13 protein-coding genes are annotated in these 13,999 nt (G+C 40.1%); 3 read left to right on the top strand and 10 right to left on the bottom strand.

Annotation, left to right across the window (positions count from 1 at the left end):
• The first annotated feature begins 355 nt into the window (after nucleotides 1–355).
• Both NSTC745_RS17610 and NSTC745_RS17605 read left to right on the top strand, forming a co-directional pair.
• Nucleotides 356–907, top strand: a complete 552-nt coding sequence (locus tag NSTC745_RS17610; RefSeq protein ID WP_445638293.1) for a response regulator — start codon at nucleotides 356–358, stop codon at nucleotides 905–907.
• A gap of 966 nt (nucleotides 908–1,873) precedes the next feature.
• A complete protein-coding gene (locus NSTC745_RS17605) occupies nucleotides 1,874–3,184 on the top strand; it encodes a GTPase family protein (protein WP_445638292.1) in 1,311 nt (436 codons plus the stop codon).
• Between the two features lie 241 nt (nucleotides 3,185–3,425).
• Here NSTC745_RS17605 and NSTC745_RS17600 read toward each other — a convergent pair whose 3' ends face one another.
• From NSTC745_RS17600 to NSTC745_RS17590, 3 genes are all read right to left on the bottom strand, one after another.
• Complete coding sequence (locus NSTC745_RS17600; RefSeq protein WP_445638291.1) at nucleotides 3,426–4,289, bottom strand: SDR family oxidoreductase; 864 nt, start codon at nucleotides 4,287–4,289, stop codon at nucleotides 3,426–3,428.
• A gap of 90 nt (nucleotides 4,290–4,379) precedes the next feature.
• Nucleotides 4,380–4,946, bottom strand: coding sequence for a DUF2808 domain-containing protein (locus NSTC745_RS17595; RefSeq protein ID WP_445638290.1), 567 nt, complete (start codon nucleotides 4,944–4,946; stop codon nucleotides 4,380–4,382).
• 45 nt (nucleotides 4,947–4,991) lie between these two features.
• Entirely contained in the window at nucleotides 4,992–5,429 is a 438-nt protein-coding gene (locus NSTC745_RS17590) for a DoxX family protein (RefSeq protein ID WP_445638289.1), read from the bottom strand.
• 152 nt (nucleotides 5,430–5,581) lie between these two features.
• Between NSTC745_RS17590 and NSTC745_RS17585 the strand changes: the two genes are divergently transcribed.
• Nucleotides 5,582–7,750 carry a DEAD/DEAH box helicase gene (locus NSTC745_RS17585; protein ID WP_445638288.1) on the top strand — a complete coding sequence of 723 codons (2,169 nt, stop codon included), beginning with the start codon at nucleotides 5,582–5,584 and terminating at the stop codon, nucleotides 7,748–7,750.
• A gap of 41 nt (nucleotides 7,751–7,791) precedes the next feature.
• Here NSTC745_RS17585 and NSTC745_RS17580 read toward each other — a convergent pair whose 3' ends face one another.
• From NSTC745_RS17580 to NSTC745_RS17550, 7 genes are all read right to left on the bottom strand, one after another.
• Nucleotides 7,792–8,247 carry a type II toxin-antitoxin system VapC family toxin gene (locus tag NSTC745_RS17580; protein ID WP_445638287.1) on the bottom strand — a complete coding sequence of 152 codons (456 nt, stop codon included), beginning with the start codon at nucleotides 8,245–8,247 and terminating at the stop codon, nucleotides 7,792–7,794.
• Entirely contained in the window at nucleotides 8,248–8,577 is a 330-nt protein-coding gene (locus tag NSTC745_RS17575; protein ID WP_445638286.1) for a hypothetical protein, read from the bottom strand.
• A gap of 329 nt (nucleotides 8,578–8,906) precedes the next feature.
• Complete coding sequence (locus NSTC745_RS17570) at nucleotides 8,907–10,238, bottom strand: GUN4 domain-containing protein (protein WP_445638285.1); 1,332 nt, start codon at nucleotides 10,236–10,238, stop codon at nucleotides 8,907–8,909.
• Between the two features lie 71 nt (nucleotides 10,239–10,309).
• Nucleotides 10,310–11,332 carry a serine/threonine protein kinase gene (locus NSTC745_RS17565; protein ID WP_445638284.1) on the bottom strand — a complete coding sequence of 341 codons (1,023 nt, stop codon included), beginning with the start codon at nucleotides 11,330–11,332 and terminating at the stop codon, nucleotides 10,310–10,312.
• 113 nt (nucleotides 11,333–11,445) lie between these two features.
• Entirely contained in the window at nucleotides 11,446–11,847 is a 402-nt protein-coding gene (locus NSTC745_RS17560; RefSeq protein ID WP_445638283.1) for a metal-sensing transcriptional repressor, read from the bottom strand.
• A gap of 249 nt (nucleotides 11,848–12,096) precedes the next feature.
• Entirely contained in the window at nucleotides 12,097–13,335 is a 1,239-nt protein-coding gene (gene lptC / locus NSTC745_RS17555; protein ID WP_445638282.1) for an LPS export ABC transporter periplasmic protein LptC, read from the bottom strand.
• A complete protein-coding gene (locus NSTC745_RS17550) occupies nucleotides 13,332–13,961 on the bottom strand; it encodes a LabA-like NYN domain-containing protein (RefSeq protein ID WP_096541968.1) in 630 nt (209 codons plus the stop codon). The genes lptC and NSTC745_RS17550 overlap by 4 nt, the downstream gene beginning before the upstream one ends.
• Nucleotides 13,962–13,999: the final 38 nt, after the last annotated feature.

Genomic DNA, 13,999 nt, shown 5'->3' with positions numbered 1-13,999 from the left:
TTCATTAAAAATGAGCGTGGTGCAACAATGTAGTGGAGAGTTCAACCAACAACTGATTGCAATTATGAATTATTAATTATAAATTATGAATTAGCTTGACTCAATACCAGGCTTGCCCATTCCACAAATTAAATAAAATTGCTATATGTCTTTTGGCTGAAATTTCTCAGTTACCCCGGCAAAACAAAGGATATAAGCAGAAATTATAATCAAGAAGTCAGCAATATTTCACAATTTTTGATTCTTTCTGTACCTTTTGATAGATTGTATTTTTTATCTGAAAAATCGATACTCATCACACTAGCGGATGCCTACTGTTCGAGTCGGTATTGTTTAGTTATAAACGGTACGTCAGATGTTAAATGTTAATTTAATTTACAGTGAAAAGGTTCAAGCAGAAAGTCTTGGAGAAGAATTTAATCCAACTTTCACCACCAAGTTACCGCTTTTAGTCACAAATGAACAGCTTGGGTATGAGGAAGATGAGTCTTTTATTTCTGACCCTGATACCCCATTTCCGAGTGACACTCAAATTTTGATTGTAGATGATGAACCTGACATTCGCGATTTAGTAACCTTTATTCTGCAAGATTACGGTGTAGGAGTAACCGCAGTTTCATCAGCACAAGAAGCATTACAAGCACTGTCTGAATCGATACCGGATGTTTTGATCAGTGATATTGGAATGCCAAAGACAGATGGTTATATGCTGATGCGTGAAGTGAGAAAGCGATCGCCTCAAGAAGGAGGACACGTACCAGCGATCGCTCTCACCGCTTATGCTGGGGAAATCAATCAGCAGCAAGCACTAGAAGCCGGATTTCAACTACATATTCCGAAACCAATCGATCCAGATGAATTAGTCGAAGCGATCGTTGGTTTGATGAACCAAGCTGTTGCTAAGTAACCTTCTGAAATACTGTCGATAACTGATAGCTTCAATTTCTCTTTTATCTCAGTAGTATATATTTGATAAGAAATTTTACTTACGTAAGATTTACTTAAGTAAATCTACTTGAAATTTCGGCTTGGGGAAAATCCTCTGTTGATTTTAAGTGTTTTTACAGAAGATATTATTTAACAAAACCATAATTATTTAAATAGTTAGATGAGTAATTTATTAATTATCTAACATATTTTTTTTAAAACCTTTTGATAAATTTAAACAACAATGAATAATTGTCCTTGCTGTTCTAATCAGCTTTTGCGCCATATCCGGCGTCATGAAATTTATTTTTTTTGCCGAACATGTTGGCAAGAAATGCCAATTTTAAAACAAACATACTATCCAAAAACTCAAGTCAGTTTCATCGAGAAAAACAAAGTTCTACATTAATTTATAGAACTCTCGACTTTATCCAAAATTAAAAATTTGTTTTCTTTATTCAGCAAAAACCCTGGCTTTTTGGGAAATACTTTTTACGCGTCATAGATTCTCGATGAACTGAAAAAAGTAAAACTTCCGTGCTCCAAAGGTTTTAGCGATAGCGTTCGCGTTGCGAAAAAAATGGATAAAGTCGAGCTAAATAGAAACACTAAATTAAACGAAAAAGGAGGTTACCGGGTTTCGACTACGCTCAACTTCCGCGGAGTCGAAACTCAACCCTCGTCTTCTGAGCGATCGAGCATTGAGCGTACCCTACCCTTCTCCCAAGGGGAGAAGCCGAAATGCGTCTTCTAAAATAATTGTGTCCACCTACTTATATAGTAGGATTCATCTTCATTTTAGCTGTGCCACACCGCCACTACGCATTTAAACAACAAAACGGGCTGCGAACCTTCTGCTCATCAGTAAATTAACCGAAGCTGAACCCAGTTTAACGTTAGGATAAATATAAACAGGATTTAAATTCTATCTACCGTTCTCATGGGAATGACTGAGCAACACGATTCTGACTCTCAGCAATTCAGTGAACTCACCGATAGTGCAACCAACAAATCGGTCGGTAATTCCTGGAAAAATCGCGTTGCTGGTGTCTGGAACAAAGCAACAACAAGTTTGACGCAATTCTTACCCGTAGAACAAGCGGCACAAACGGTTATTGGATGGTTTAGTGTCAGTGAGGCTGAAGTTGCAGAGATTTTAGAGAAAGTTCGAGCGGAACTACCAACTACAGAAGCGCTGTTAATTGGGAAACCCCAAGCCGGAAAAAGCTCAATTGTCCGCGGACTGACGGGAGTTTCTGCCGAAATTGTCGGTCAAGGATTTCGCCCCCATACCCAGCACACCCAGCGCTACGCCTATCCTTCCAATGACCTGCCGCTACTGATTTTTACTGATACTGTAGGATTGGGTGATGTTCGCCAGGATACTGAAGGAATCATTCAAGAACTAGTTGGCGATTTACAACAGGAGACTCGTTCCGCCAGAATCTTAGTTTTGACTGTCAAAATCAATGATTTTGCAACCGATACTCTACGACAAATTGCTCAAAAGCTGCGTCAGCAATATCCAGATATTCCATGTTTGTTAGCAGTTACGTGCTTACACGAAGTTTATCCGGCCGATACTGTCGATCATCCTGCTTATCCGCCAGACTTTCAGGAAGTCAACCGTGCATTTACTCTTGTACAAGAAACTTTTACTGGACTGTACGATCGCTGCGTACTCATTGACTTTACTTTAGAAGAAGATGGTTACAACCCCGTATTTTATGGGTTGGAAGCCCTAAGAGATACGCTCTCAGAACTACTCCCGCAAGCAGAAGCCCAAGCAATTTATCAGCTATTGAATCGGGAAGAAGCTGGTAACCAAATTGGCAACCTTTACCGCGACACAGCACGCCGTTACATTCTGCCTTTTGCGATTATGTCTGCAACCCTAGCTGCTGTGCCATTGCCATTTACCACAATGCCGGTGCTAACAGCACTACAAGTTTCGATGGTAGGTCTGTTAGGAAAATTATATGGGCAAACACTTACGCCATCTCAAGCCGGGGGCGTTGTGAGTGCCATCGCCGGTGGTTTCCTCGCACAAGCAATCGGACGGGAATTAGTTAAATTTATACCACTTTTTGGTAGTGCGATCGCCGCATCTTGGGCAGCTGCCTACACCTGGGCATTAGGGGAAGCAGCCTGCGTTTACTTTGGCGATTTAATGGGAGGTAAAAAACCAGATCCCCAGAGAATTCAGTCGGTGATGCAAGAAGCTTTTAAAGCAGCACAAGAACGTTTTAAAGGTTAACCCAAGGCGATGGTAATATGTAAGAATTCAGGAGTCAGAATGGGCTTCGCCCCGCTGCGCTAACAGAATTCAGAATAGTTAAAAAAACTAGGTGTACTTTGATAAATCAAAGTACCAATTGTACTGGAATACTTCTACATTCTGACTTCTGACTCCTGGGTGCTGAATTCTTACGGTAATATCATGTTCGGGTAATTAGTCATATAAGTTTCGCTAAGCGTCATTCTTTAAGTGCAAGTAACTATAGCATTCTTAATTCTTCTTTAATAGATAAAGGCTGATACCCTAACGCAAATGCTTTAGAACTATCTAAAGAAACATCTGCTGGTCTAGGTGCTGCCATTTTCACATCTTGTTGCCGACAGGCTTTTATTCCACTAGCTGATAGCTCAAATACTTCTGCTAATAGCACGCCAAAATCGTAGCGTGACAGTCGCTCTTTTCCACCCAAATGAATAATACCATTGACTTTTTCTAAAGCTAATAAAAGTCCTTTGGCCGCAGTTTTTCCACTCACTGGCGTCCGAAATTCATCAATAAATAAATTTAGTCCTTTACCGTCTTTTAAAGTTTGAATAAATGGCTGAATAAAGCTTTTTGCTGTGGGTGTTTCTGCACCAAACATTAAAGGCATTCGGCACACTGCGGTCATGGGATATCGCTCTAGCATCCCTGCTTCAGCGATGGCTTTTTGTTCGCCGTAAATGTTTACAGGACAGACAGAATCATTTTCACAATAAGGAGCATTTAAACCATCAAAAACCAAATCCGTTGAAGTAAAAGCGCAAGGAATAGAATTATCAGCACAAAGTCCAGCAATATTGCATGATGCTGTGACATTAACTGCGTGTGATTCTTCAGGGTGAGTTTGACAAAAGTTCGGTTGTGAATGAGCAGCTGTATGAATCACCGCTGCTGGTTTGATAGTATTAAATATCTGCTGTAATTCTTGAAAGTCTGTTAAATTAACTTTTAATATTTTAATGCCAGGAATTTCTACAGGATGAGATAAATAAGTACCATAAATTTCCCATTCTTGTTTTGCAAACTGGCAAAGATGCCATCCTAAAAAACCACTGGCTCCAGCGATTAATAATCTTTTCATATTTAATTGAATAAGGTAATGTAGCAATTGCCTCGACTGATTGTAGACCCTGACAAAACAGACTTTTAACCCTATTGCCTACTACCTTTCTTAAGGAAACCAGAGGTCTCTTCCACTACCTTGGAACTGAAACCGCCCAAAGCCAAGAAATTGACCGTGGGATTTTTCACCCACTGGAAATGCTGTGACACCTAGTAAATAAACACCAGAAAAACTGGGATTACTATAGGGACGGAGGCCAATTGTGATTGTTTGTCCTGGAGTTACAGGTGGGTCAAAGTTGACAGTAATTGTGCGTGTTTTGCGTTCTTTGGTGACTGAACCTAGCGTTAATGGTGTCCCTTTGCGATCGCGCGTTCCAACAAATGCACGGGTATCATCAAGATCGTACTGGATATTCTCTCCTCCTTCACGTTGAGCGATCGTTACCTTCTGTAAAGATTCTCCAGCATTTTCCGGCACACTGATAGTAAAGTAGTAAGTCCCGCCCGGAAAATTTACATCTTTGTAAATAGTTACCGCCTCAACCAGCTTCGGTGGTTGGACAAAATACACTGTACCATCTCCAAGTTGCACTGCTTGAGTCACTGGAACAGTAACTTCCGCAATACCAATTGCTAACGAAAGTGTTATGCCAAATAAACTTGCAACGCGCATAGCCGGATATCAATAATAGTAAGTGAAGTTGGTAAAAAAACACCTTTATTTCAATTCTAATTCTTTGGGAATCAGTGATTTGGGAATAATAGAAACTTGTTTTTCCAAATCAGAAGGTTTCGTATACCACCAAGCCCAAGCAATTAAAACTGCTTGAAAAGGAAGTCTGAATACGTGTACCCAAGGTGAATTTGGTATATATTCCAACTTAATATGATTAACCGCCATATTGATATTGGCAGGGAAAACCGCAATAAAAAGAGCAATAAGCCCCCAAGCAGCAGCTTGACTTACAGGCGGGACTAATAACCCAATACCACCTAAAATTTCATAAAAACCACTCAGATAAACTAATTCCAAAGGATAAGGAAGTTGCGGTGGCATAATTTTGACATAAGGTTCTGGAATCAGAAAATGCGTCACTCCAACGAAAATAATTGCTATAGAAAGGATGACACGCAAACGTTCCTTATGCTGATTCATCAGTTTTGCCTCATTATATACTTACCGCTATAACTTCAGTTTGACCGACAAATGCCGAATATGCCTTGAGTCCATAGGATGAAAATATCAACCAATAGCCTTCTTAGCGTTCTCCTCTCTGCGCCTCTGCGCCTCTGCGTGATATAAAAAACATGAACAACGCCTTCAACCGACTCGCACCCTTCATCCAAGAATACATTTACCATCACCAATGGACAGAATTACGACCAGTCCAAATTGCCGCTTGTCAAGTCATATTTGACACCGATGCTCACTTACTAGTTGCTGCTGCAACCGCCGCCGGTAAAACAGAAGCAGCCTTTCTCCCGGTTTTGACTTTATTACACACCTACCCTGCTTCTACCATAGGTGCGTTATATATTAGTCCCATCAAAGCATTAATTAACGACCAATTTGAGCGTCTCAACGACTTACTCAAAGAAGCAGATATTCCAGTTTGGCACTGGCACGGTGATGTTTCTCAAAATCGAAAAAACAAACTTTTAAAAAATCCCCAAGGCATCTTACAAATTACACCAGAATCTTTAGAAAGTTTATTAATTAATAAAAACAACGACTTACTTCGCTTATTTGGTGATTTAAGGTTTGTGATTATTGATGAAATTCACGCCTTTATGGGATCGGAACGCGGTTGTCAAATTATTTGCCAATTACAACGTTTAGCAAAAGCCACACAAAAACAACCCCGCCGCATTGGTTTATCTGCAACTCTCGGCGATTATTCCCTAGCTGAAGATTGGTTGCGTTCTGGAACCGATAAGCCAGTAATTACTCCTAAAATAAATAGCGTAAAACGCCAAATAAAACTAGCTGTAGAACATTTTTATATTAATGATGAAGTTGATGAATCAGAGGCTACAGCTTACGAACAATATATTTTTAACCTTAGCAAATCTCGTAAATGCCTAATATTTGCAAATAATCGCACCCGCACCGAATCTATTATTGCATCTTTGCGAAAAATTGCCACAGAACAAAAATTACCAGATATCTATCACGTGCATCACGGAAGTATATCTGCTAGTTTGCGGCAAGCGGCTGAAAATGCCATGCGCGAACCCAACAATCCTGCTGTGACTGCTGCAACTCTAACTCTGGAATTAGGTATAGATATCGGTCATTTAGAGCGAGTGATTCAGTTAGATTCGCCCTTGTCTGTTGCTAGTTTTTTACAGCGTTTGGGACGCAGTGGTAGAAGAGGGGAAACTGCTGATATGCGCTTTATTTGCACTGAAGAACAGCCATTATCAGAAGCTTCTCTACCTGAGCAAATGCCCTGGCAACTTTTACAATGTATCGCTATTATTCAACTTTATACAGAGGAAAAGTGGATTGAGCCAATTCAACCGATTAAATATCCGTTGAGTTTGCTTTATCACCAAACCATGAGTATTTTAACAGCAACCGGGGAAATTTCGCCTAATGCTTTAGCTAAACAAATTTTTAGTTTGCCGCCTTTTGCTGCTATTTCCCAAGAAGATTTTCGGCTATTGCTACGTTATTTAATTGATATCGGTCATATTCAACATAGCGAACAAGGTAAATTAATCCTGGGTTTGGCAGGAGAAAAGGTGGTGAAAAGATTTCAGTTTTATGCTGTGTTTGCCGAACAAAAAGAATATATTGTCAAACACGGTACGACGGAAATTGGCAGTATTGCCGCACCGGTTCCTGTTGGTAATCAATTTGGTTTAGCTGGGAGAACTTGGGAAGTTGTAGAAGTTGACTTCAAAAAAAGAGCTATTCTTGTGAAACCAGCTGAGGGTAAAGCTAGTGTTTATTGGCGTGGTGGTGGTGGGACTATTCATACAAGAGTTTTACAACGAATGCGGCAAGTTTTATTTGAAGATGTAGAGTATAGCTATTTGCAAAAGAATGCTTTGCAAAGATTACAGACGGTTCGCCAATTGGTGCGGCGGGTAGGATTAGAGAAGCAAAATATTTTGGAATTAGAGAAAGGTAAATGTTGCATTTTTCCTTGGATGGGTACTGTTGGTTATCGCACTTTAGAAAGATTGCTTAATTCTTGGTGTCGGGAATCTTTGGAAATTAAAAGTATTGGTGGCATTAATCCTTATTATCTGACAATTAAATTAGGTAAAGGTAAATTTGAATATCTTGCTGGTGAAATTGCTTCGTTATGCGAGCAAAGGATTAGTGCAGAAGATTTAGTTAGTAATTCAGAAGCGCCGGAAATTCAAAAATATGATGAATTTATTCCTCATCTACTTTTACGGAAGGCTTTTATTAGTGATTATTTAGATATGGAAGAAGTGCGGCAACAAGTGGCAAAGTGGTAAAAGTGTCAGAATTCAAGAGTCACAAATCTGTTGAGAAGTTCTCACGGATGGGGTGGTGTAAAACTATTTGGGTTCACAGGTGTGACTTCAGAAGCATAGCGGTTAAAGTCCCTAACGTTGAAAGTTAAGATATGGGTTAGTCTGTTGACTAACATTGAGGCTACAAGCCTAGCATCGTGGACATTTACCCCCACTACCCCATACTGTAAAATTAATCGCTTCCACTCTGGATAAATCTCAGGTACATCTGGCAGTACCAAGAAGAAACTTTCTAAACGCTCCAGTTCCGTCCTAGCTTCAGCTATGGTTAAGCCTAAGCCGTTCCTTTGGGCAGGTCGTGTTGCACTTCGCCAAAACTCTATGAGGTTTTGCGAAGTAATAAAAAGCTCTGACTCTGCGACTCGTAAAGTTGAAATTGCATTCAGTGTATCTGCATACATTGGGTGGTGTGGCTGTACGCTTAGTAGCAATAAGTTGGTATCGACAAGATAAGTCACTTAAATATCTTCGGACTCCTCATCATCGTATATTCCTGCTCGACTTAAAGCATACTCTGATAGTAAAGGCGTATCTCGCCTATGGCTCTCTGCCCATTCCCGAAAAGCTGTTATCCACTCAATAGCCGTGGCAGTTTTGTAAAATGGTTGCTCCTGTTTTGATTTCATCAACTGCTCAAGCAATGCATCCAAATGTGGCTTAATCTCTTCAACAGGGAGCTTAGTTACGTTTGCTAACACCTGCACAACGCCTTCTAACTCTTCTCTGTCAACGTCTGGGGGTAATGGTAGTATTTGATTGTTATTGTTAATCGCGTTATCAGTTTCCACAAATAATACTGAAGTTAGTTCCTAGTTTAATTATCATGGTTTTAAGCACCACAGGCAAAACCAGAGAAACGGAATTATTGGGGTAGCCGGTTGCTGGCAGGAATGATGATTAAAGGAAAGCAGAAAAAATCTTCGCCTGGGCAAATGAGTTTACCTTGGGACAAGCAGAAAGTTTCTGAACTTACGGAAGTACATGAAGTAGCAGAAAAATTTATTCAGGCGAATTGCTATATGCCCTCAGTGCCAGGTATCGGATCTCTGAAATGTTGATTAATTCGTGAAAAATTAGGCTGTAATTAATATTTACAAATTTCAGAAAGCCTTAAATGTTATACTTTACAAGTCTCGATGCGAGAGAAGAGAACATCACACCTAAATACAAATACCATACCATCCATAACGTAATAACGATAATAAAATAAAGCTATAGGAAGGTATCCAGGTGTTGCTGAGGGATCAAAAGTAACTTTTGTGTGATGAATCCAGTTACTATTCCTTCTCCAACCAACGCGATCGCCAAACTTTTCCCAAGCTTCTCTATAATACTTACCATCAAGCTTACCACCAACGCTAAGGTAAATTTCTTTTTGAACACTGAAGCCAAAGCGCCCATTGCTATATTTGACCCACAAACGGTCAATTGTGCGAAGGTCTTTGCAAGGAAAGTTCAACAATTCTTCGTCTCTAATCCAATCACCTTCTTGGCGACCTACAGCTTGAATAATCACTAAATAAGTTTCATAATCAGCTTGTTCCCAGTTTCCTACTGCTAGGTAGTCGCGTAGTTTTATGTAATCTATCCCTACTTCTGAACTCAAATCATCAGATGTGTTTTGGTCAACTAATAATAAACTTAACCATGCTTGGATAGATTTTGGACGTTCATTTGCTTCTAAACTCATTCCCTGAATAATCGCCAGATTTAATTGCTGGCTAATACTTGAATTGTGTTGCTTTGGTTCAATTAAATTAGCTTGATGATATTTGCGATCCCAAGAATTTGCAGGATATTCACCTGTCACTACATAATAAAGCGTTGCGGCTAAACCGTAAACATCTACTGTTATATCTTTGCTGCCCATCATCTGCTCATAAGGAGCAAAATTTTTATTACCAAAACTTCTAGAAAATGAAGTTGCAGGAGCAATATCTCCAGCTAAACCAAAGTCTATTAAAATAGGTTGGTTACCGCTTCGCAACATAATGTTACCGGGATGAATATCACGATGCACTATTGAATTTTGATGCATAGATGTTAGTGCGTCGCCAATTTGGCAAATGTATTTTATAGCTTCTGTTTCTGGTAGTGGTGTTATTACTTCACCTTCAATTAAATCAATTAAATTTTTCCCAGCAATGAACTCCATTACTAAGCAGGGTGTGTTGCTGTCGCCTTCTTCAAAATAATCAATTACCCGCACAATATTTGGATGAGGTACTTGGCAAAGTTGTCCTAATAATTCAGCTTCTTGGATAAATTTATTTACATAGCGGGGATATTCTCTATCCTTTTTGAGGCGCATATTGGGAGTTTTAATGACAACTGGCAGGTTAATTCGGCTGTGTATAGCTTTATAGGTAATGCCGAAAGCGCCTTGTCCTAATTCGTCTTCAATGATGTATTTACCATTGTGTAGTTGATGACCTTTATTCCAGTACATATTTTTATTAGTTAGAAGTTTTTTATCTCACGCAGAGGCGCAGAGGCGCAGAGAGAAGAAAGAGATAGGAGTTAATTTGGCGGTTTTGTTGGGGGTGGTGTTGGTGTTGATTTTTCTGTAGGTGAAGGCGAAGGTTTGATGAATAATTCTCGAATATCTCCTTGGAAAATTCCTGTGAATATTGCTATGACTGCGAGAATTAAACCTATTATTCCAATCCATAGGCCTAACGCATCGTAATTAATTTGTCTTGGTTGTGGCTCAACAGCAGGTGTCGGTTTTAATCCTAGTGAATCTAGCCAAGCTTGAATCGATTGGGGGCGTTTTTTGGGATCTAAATCCATTGCCCAAAGAATACCACGATTGATGTTATCGCTAATTTGAGGATTCAAGTCTTTTGGTTCTGTCAATGGAGTATGATTTTGGAGACGTTCTTTGGCGCTGGTTGGTACTTGTCCTGTTAATAAGTTATAAAGTGTGGCTGCAAGTGAATAAACGTCGGTATACGCACCTAGTTCAATTTTGTGTGAATACAGTTCCGGTGGTGTAAAACCTGCTTCGGCTTCTGTTTCTAGGTTGCTAACACTCAGTTTTTTACTGTCAATTCCCCGTGCTAGCCCAAAGTCAATTAACACGGCTTCTTTTGAACCAGCCCTAATCATAATATTGGCTGGCTTGACATCTCTATGCACTAAATTATTTTGATGGACTACCGTTAACGCTTCGCCAATTTGTTGAATATATTGCAGGGCGTCTGCTTCTGGCAAAATATTCTGTGGGCGATGGGCTAAATCGATTCCGGCGATGTACTCCATCGCTATGCACCACAAATCGTCCTCTTGAAAGGGATCTTCTAAGAGGCGCACGATATGGGGATGTTTGCATTTAGCGAGTTTGAAGGCTTCTTGGACAAATCTTTCTTGCAACCTTTTGAAGTCTGGTTGGTTCAATAATTGATCGTCCAGGGTTTTGACGACAATGCGATCGCCCTTTTGATCTTTGGCGAGATAAGTAATGCCAAAACGTCCCCGCCCTAATACACTTTCGAGGGTATATTTACCCCCCTGCAACTGCTTTGGAACTGCCCAAACCATCAGCTATGACTGTGAGACACTTGTGTTAATTTTGGCATATAGCAAGGGACTGGGGACTGGGGATTAGGTGAAGTGACTAAACCCTTTTTGACTCCTGAATTCTGAATTCTGATTTAAGGCAAAAACCGATCTAAAGCAGCTTTTAATTGTTCAATTTCAACTTCCATATTGCCTTCTTTTGCTGCTCTAGCAATACATTCGCTTAAATGTTCATCTAGAACAATTCGCGCAACCTTATCTAATGCACCCCGCACTGCGGCAATTTGTAACAAAACATCAGGACAAGGGCTATTTTGTTGCACCATTGTTTTAATACCACGAATATGTCCTTCTATCCGCGACAGACGATTGACAATTCGCCGTAATGACTCTTCGCTATGGACGTGAGGATGGCTTAACTCTCCATGCTCGTGAGTATGGTCTGCATGTTCGCGGTCTGTATGGTGATTATGAGAGTGTTCTGCTTGCTGGGATGTTGGCAAGGATTCTTTAGCTAATCGGTTTGAGCCATTCATGGGTTATCAAAGGACTTGTAGTACTAAGATCCTAGCCTAGTCGTTGACCGAAAATTGGGGAGATGGGAAGGTGGGGAGATGAGGAGATGGGGAGATAGGGAGGTGGGGAGATGAGGGAGTACTTTAACTTGGTTAACGAGCCTTTGATACTCGTGAATGAGTATTTGAACTCCATTAATGATCCTTTGAACTAGATGAACACAATTCTAAAACTCTTCCCCATCTCCCCATCTCCCCACCCCCTTATCTTTACTGACGATTCGCCCTTTCTTGAGGAATAATCTCCGTTATTACTCTACCGCCAGAATTTCCACCTTTGACAACAATATTTTCTGTTTGCAAATTGCCAACTGCTGTTTCACCAGTAAAATTTAACGGTGGGTCAATTTGTCGATAAACTATATTTCCTTGAGCTTCAACTAATTTATTGTCTAAATACCAAGTTAATGTATTAGATCTCAATGACTGGCTACGCTGACCAACGGCGTTGACGTTACCTGTTAAATAAACCGTTTTTTGCGGGATTTTCATTTCCCCTTGGTTGGCTGTGACGGTGACATTTTCGACGCGCTGGAACATGCGAGTGGGGGAATTTGTGGTGATGGTTTCTGCGTTCATGTTCCAAGTCATAGAGTTACTAGCTATTTGTAATGGTGGGTCTAGTAAATCTAGTTGGGCATTTTTTTGAACGATCGCTATTTTGGTTTTTAAGTTGACTTCGGCAGCATTTCCCTTGGCGCGATCGCTAATTTTATTATTTTTATAACGGTCAATTTCTATGGGGCGATCGGCAATTAATTTTTCTTCTTTAATATTCCAATTTAAATTCTCAGTTCGCATTTGCAATTGGGGATCGGCGGAATTTGCTATTACTCCTCCAGAAAATTCTATCCGCTGTTCTCTAGTTTTTACTCGCGCTTCTTTTGCCACGGCTTGTAGTTTTTTATGAGTCCCGTTAATCTGGTTGCGGACAATCAACAAACCTTCTTGGGGACGCCATTCTAACTCATTACCTTGCAACACAACTCCATTGGTAGGGTCTGTGGCAAATATTTTACCCTTGAGAAATAGCTGTTTTCCATCTTGTTCGATGTCTGCTACATCTGCTTTGACTTGGTAAATAATTTTGCCATCTTGGTACAGTTCTCCATAAGGATTTTCCGCCTGACCAATTTGTTTTTCTTTGGTATATTTTGCTCGTTTGGCTTGGACTTTCCAAATCGGCCGTCCAACTTCATCGGCTTGTTCTAAGGTGACATCAAAAAATGTCAATTTACTATCTTGGTTAGATGAATCAGGAGTATTTGTTTGAGAAACTGTGGGGGGTTTTCCCCCACAGCTAACTAATCCAATTCCTAAAAAAAATGTCAAAAGCAAAATAAAGAAAGAGGAGAGTTGGAAACTGGGGAAAAAGGAAAATTCCTTTTCTTTGCCTCCTGTTTCTTGCCCCTTTACCTCTTTCGTTTTCTGATTAAACTGATACTTCATTCTTGGATTTCCAGGTGTCCGTCGGTCGTTCTTGGGTCTTCCAAAAATCCCATACTCGATAACGGTCGATATGGATAGCTTTGACGAGGGGTTTTTTGAATATCCTCTTTGATGGCTTCTAAATCAATGTAGCGATCGCTTACATTAATTAAGCTGTCACTAGTCATGGAACGCAAACTCACCACCTCTACCCTTACACCACGATAGCTCACGGAATTAACTGCATAAGCCAAATCGCCATCACCGCTGACTAAAACTGCGGTATCATAGGAATCGACTAACGCCATCATATCGACTGCTATTTCTACGTCCAGGTTGGCTTTTTTAGAACCATCTGGCAATTGTACTAAGTCCTTAGCAATTACTCGATAGCCATTACGACGCATCCACAGCAAAAATCCCTGTTGCTTCTCGTTTGTCCGGTCTACACCAGTGTAGAAAAAAGCACGAAGTAGCCGAGAACCTCCAGTTAATCGACACAATAACTTTGTGTAATCGATTTCAATTCCTAATTGTAATGCAGCGTAAAATAGATTTGAGCCATCAATAAATATGGCGACCCTACCCCGATTCTCCAAAACTTGTTCTGGTGTAAATATCGAGTCATTTTCTAAATTATTCAACATTGTTGTCATACCTCAATTTTTATCCCTGTTATTTTTGA

Source organism: Nostoc sp. DSM 114161 (assembly GCF_052692665.1).
Note: the sequence above shows the minus strand (reverse complement) of the source record. Positions and strands in the feature narration are given on the sequence as shown.

Bases quoted from the DNA above. Each gene is read 5' to 3' on its own strand.
- NSTC745_RS17560 (WP_445638283.1), bottom strand. From the start codon at position 11,847: ATGAATGGCTCAAACCGATTAGCTAAAGAATCCTTGCCAACATCCCAG.
- NSTC745_RS17600 (WP_445638291.1), bottom strand. From the start codon at position 4,289: ATGAAAAGATTATTAATCGCTGGAGCCAGTGGTTTTTTAGGATGGCAT.
- NSTC745_RS17595 (WP_445638290.1), bottom strand. From the start codon at position 4,946: ATGCGCGTTGCAAGTTTATTTGGCATAACACTTTCGTTAGCAATTGGT.
- NSTC745_RS17610 (WP_445638293.1), top strand. From the start codon at position 356: ATGTTAAATGTTAATTTAATTTACAGTGAAAAGGTTCAAGCAGAAAGT.
- NSTC745_RS17565 (WP_445638284.1), bottom strand. From the start codon at position 11,332: ATGGTTTGGGCAGTTCCAAAGCAGTTGCAGGGGGGTAAATATACCCTC.
- NSTC745_RS17585 (WP_445638288.1), top strand. From the start codon at position 5,582: ATGAACAACGCCTTCAACCGACTCGCACCCTTCATCCAAGAATACATT.
- NSTC745_RS17590 (WP_445638289.1), bottom strand. From the start codon at position 5,429: ATGAATCAGCATAAGGAACGTTTGCGTGTCATCCTTTCTATAGCAATT.
- NSTC745_RS17570 (WP_445638285.1), bottom strand. From the start codon at position 10,238: ATGTACTGGAATAAAGGTCATCAACTACACAATGGTAAATACATCATT.
- NSTC745_RS17605 (WP_445638292.1), top strand. From the start codon at position 1,874: ATGACTGAGCAACACGATTCTGACTCTCAGCAATTCAGTGAACTCACC.
- NSTC745_RS17550 (WP_096541968.1), bottom strand. From the start codon at position 13,961: ATGTTGAATAATTTAGAAAATGACTCGATATTTACACCAGAACAAGTT.
- lptC (WP_445638282.1), bottom strand. From the start codon at position 13,335: ATGAAGTATCAGTTTAATCAGAAAACGAAAGAGGTAAAGGGGCAAGAA.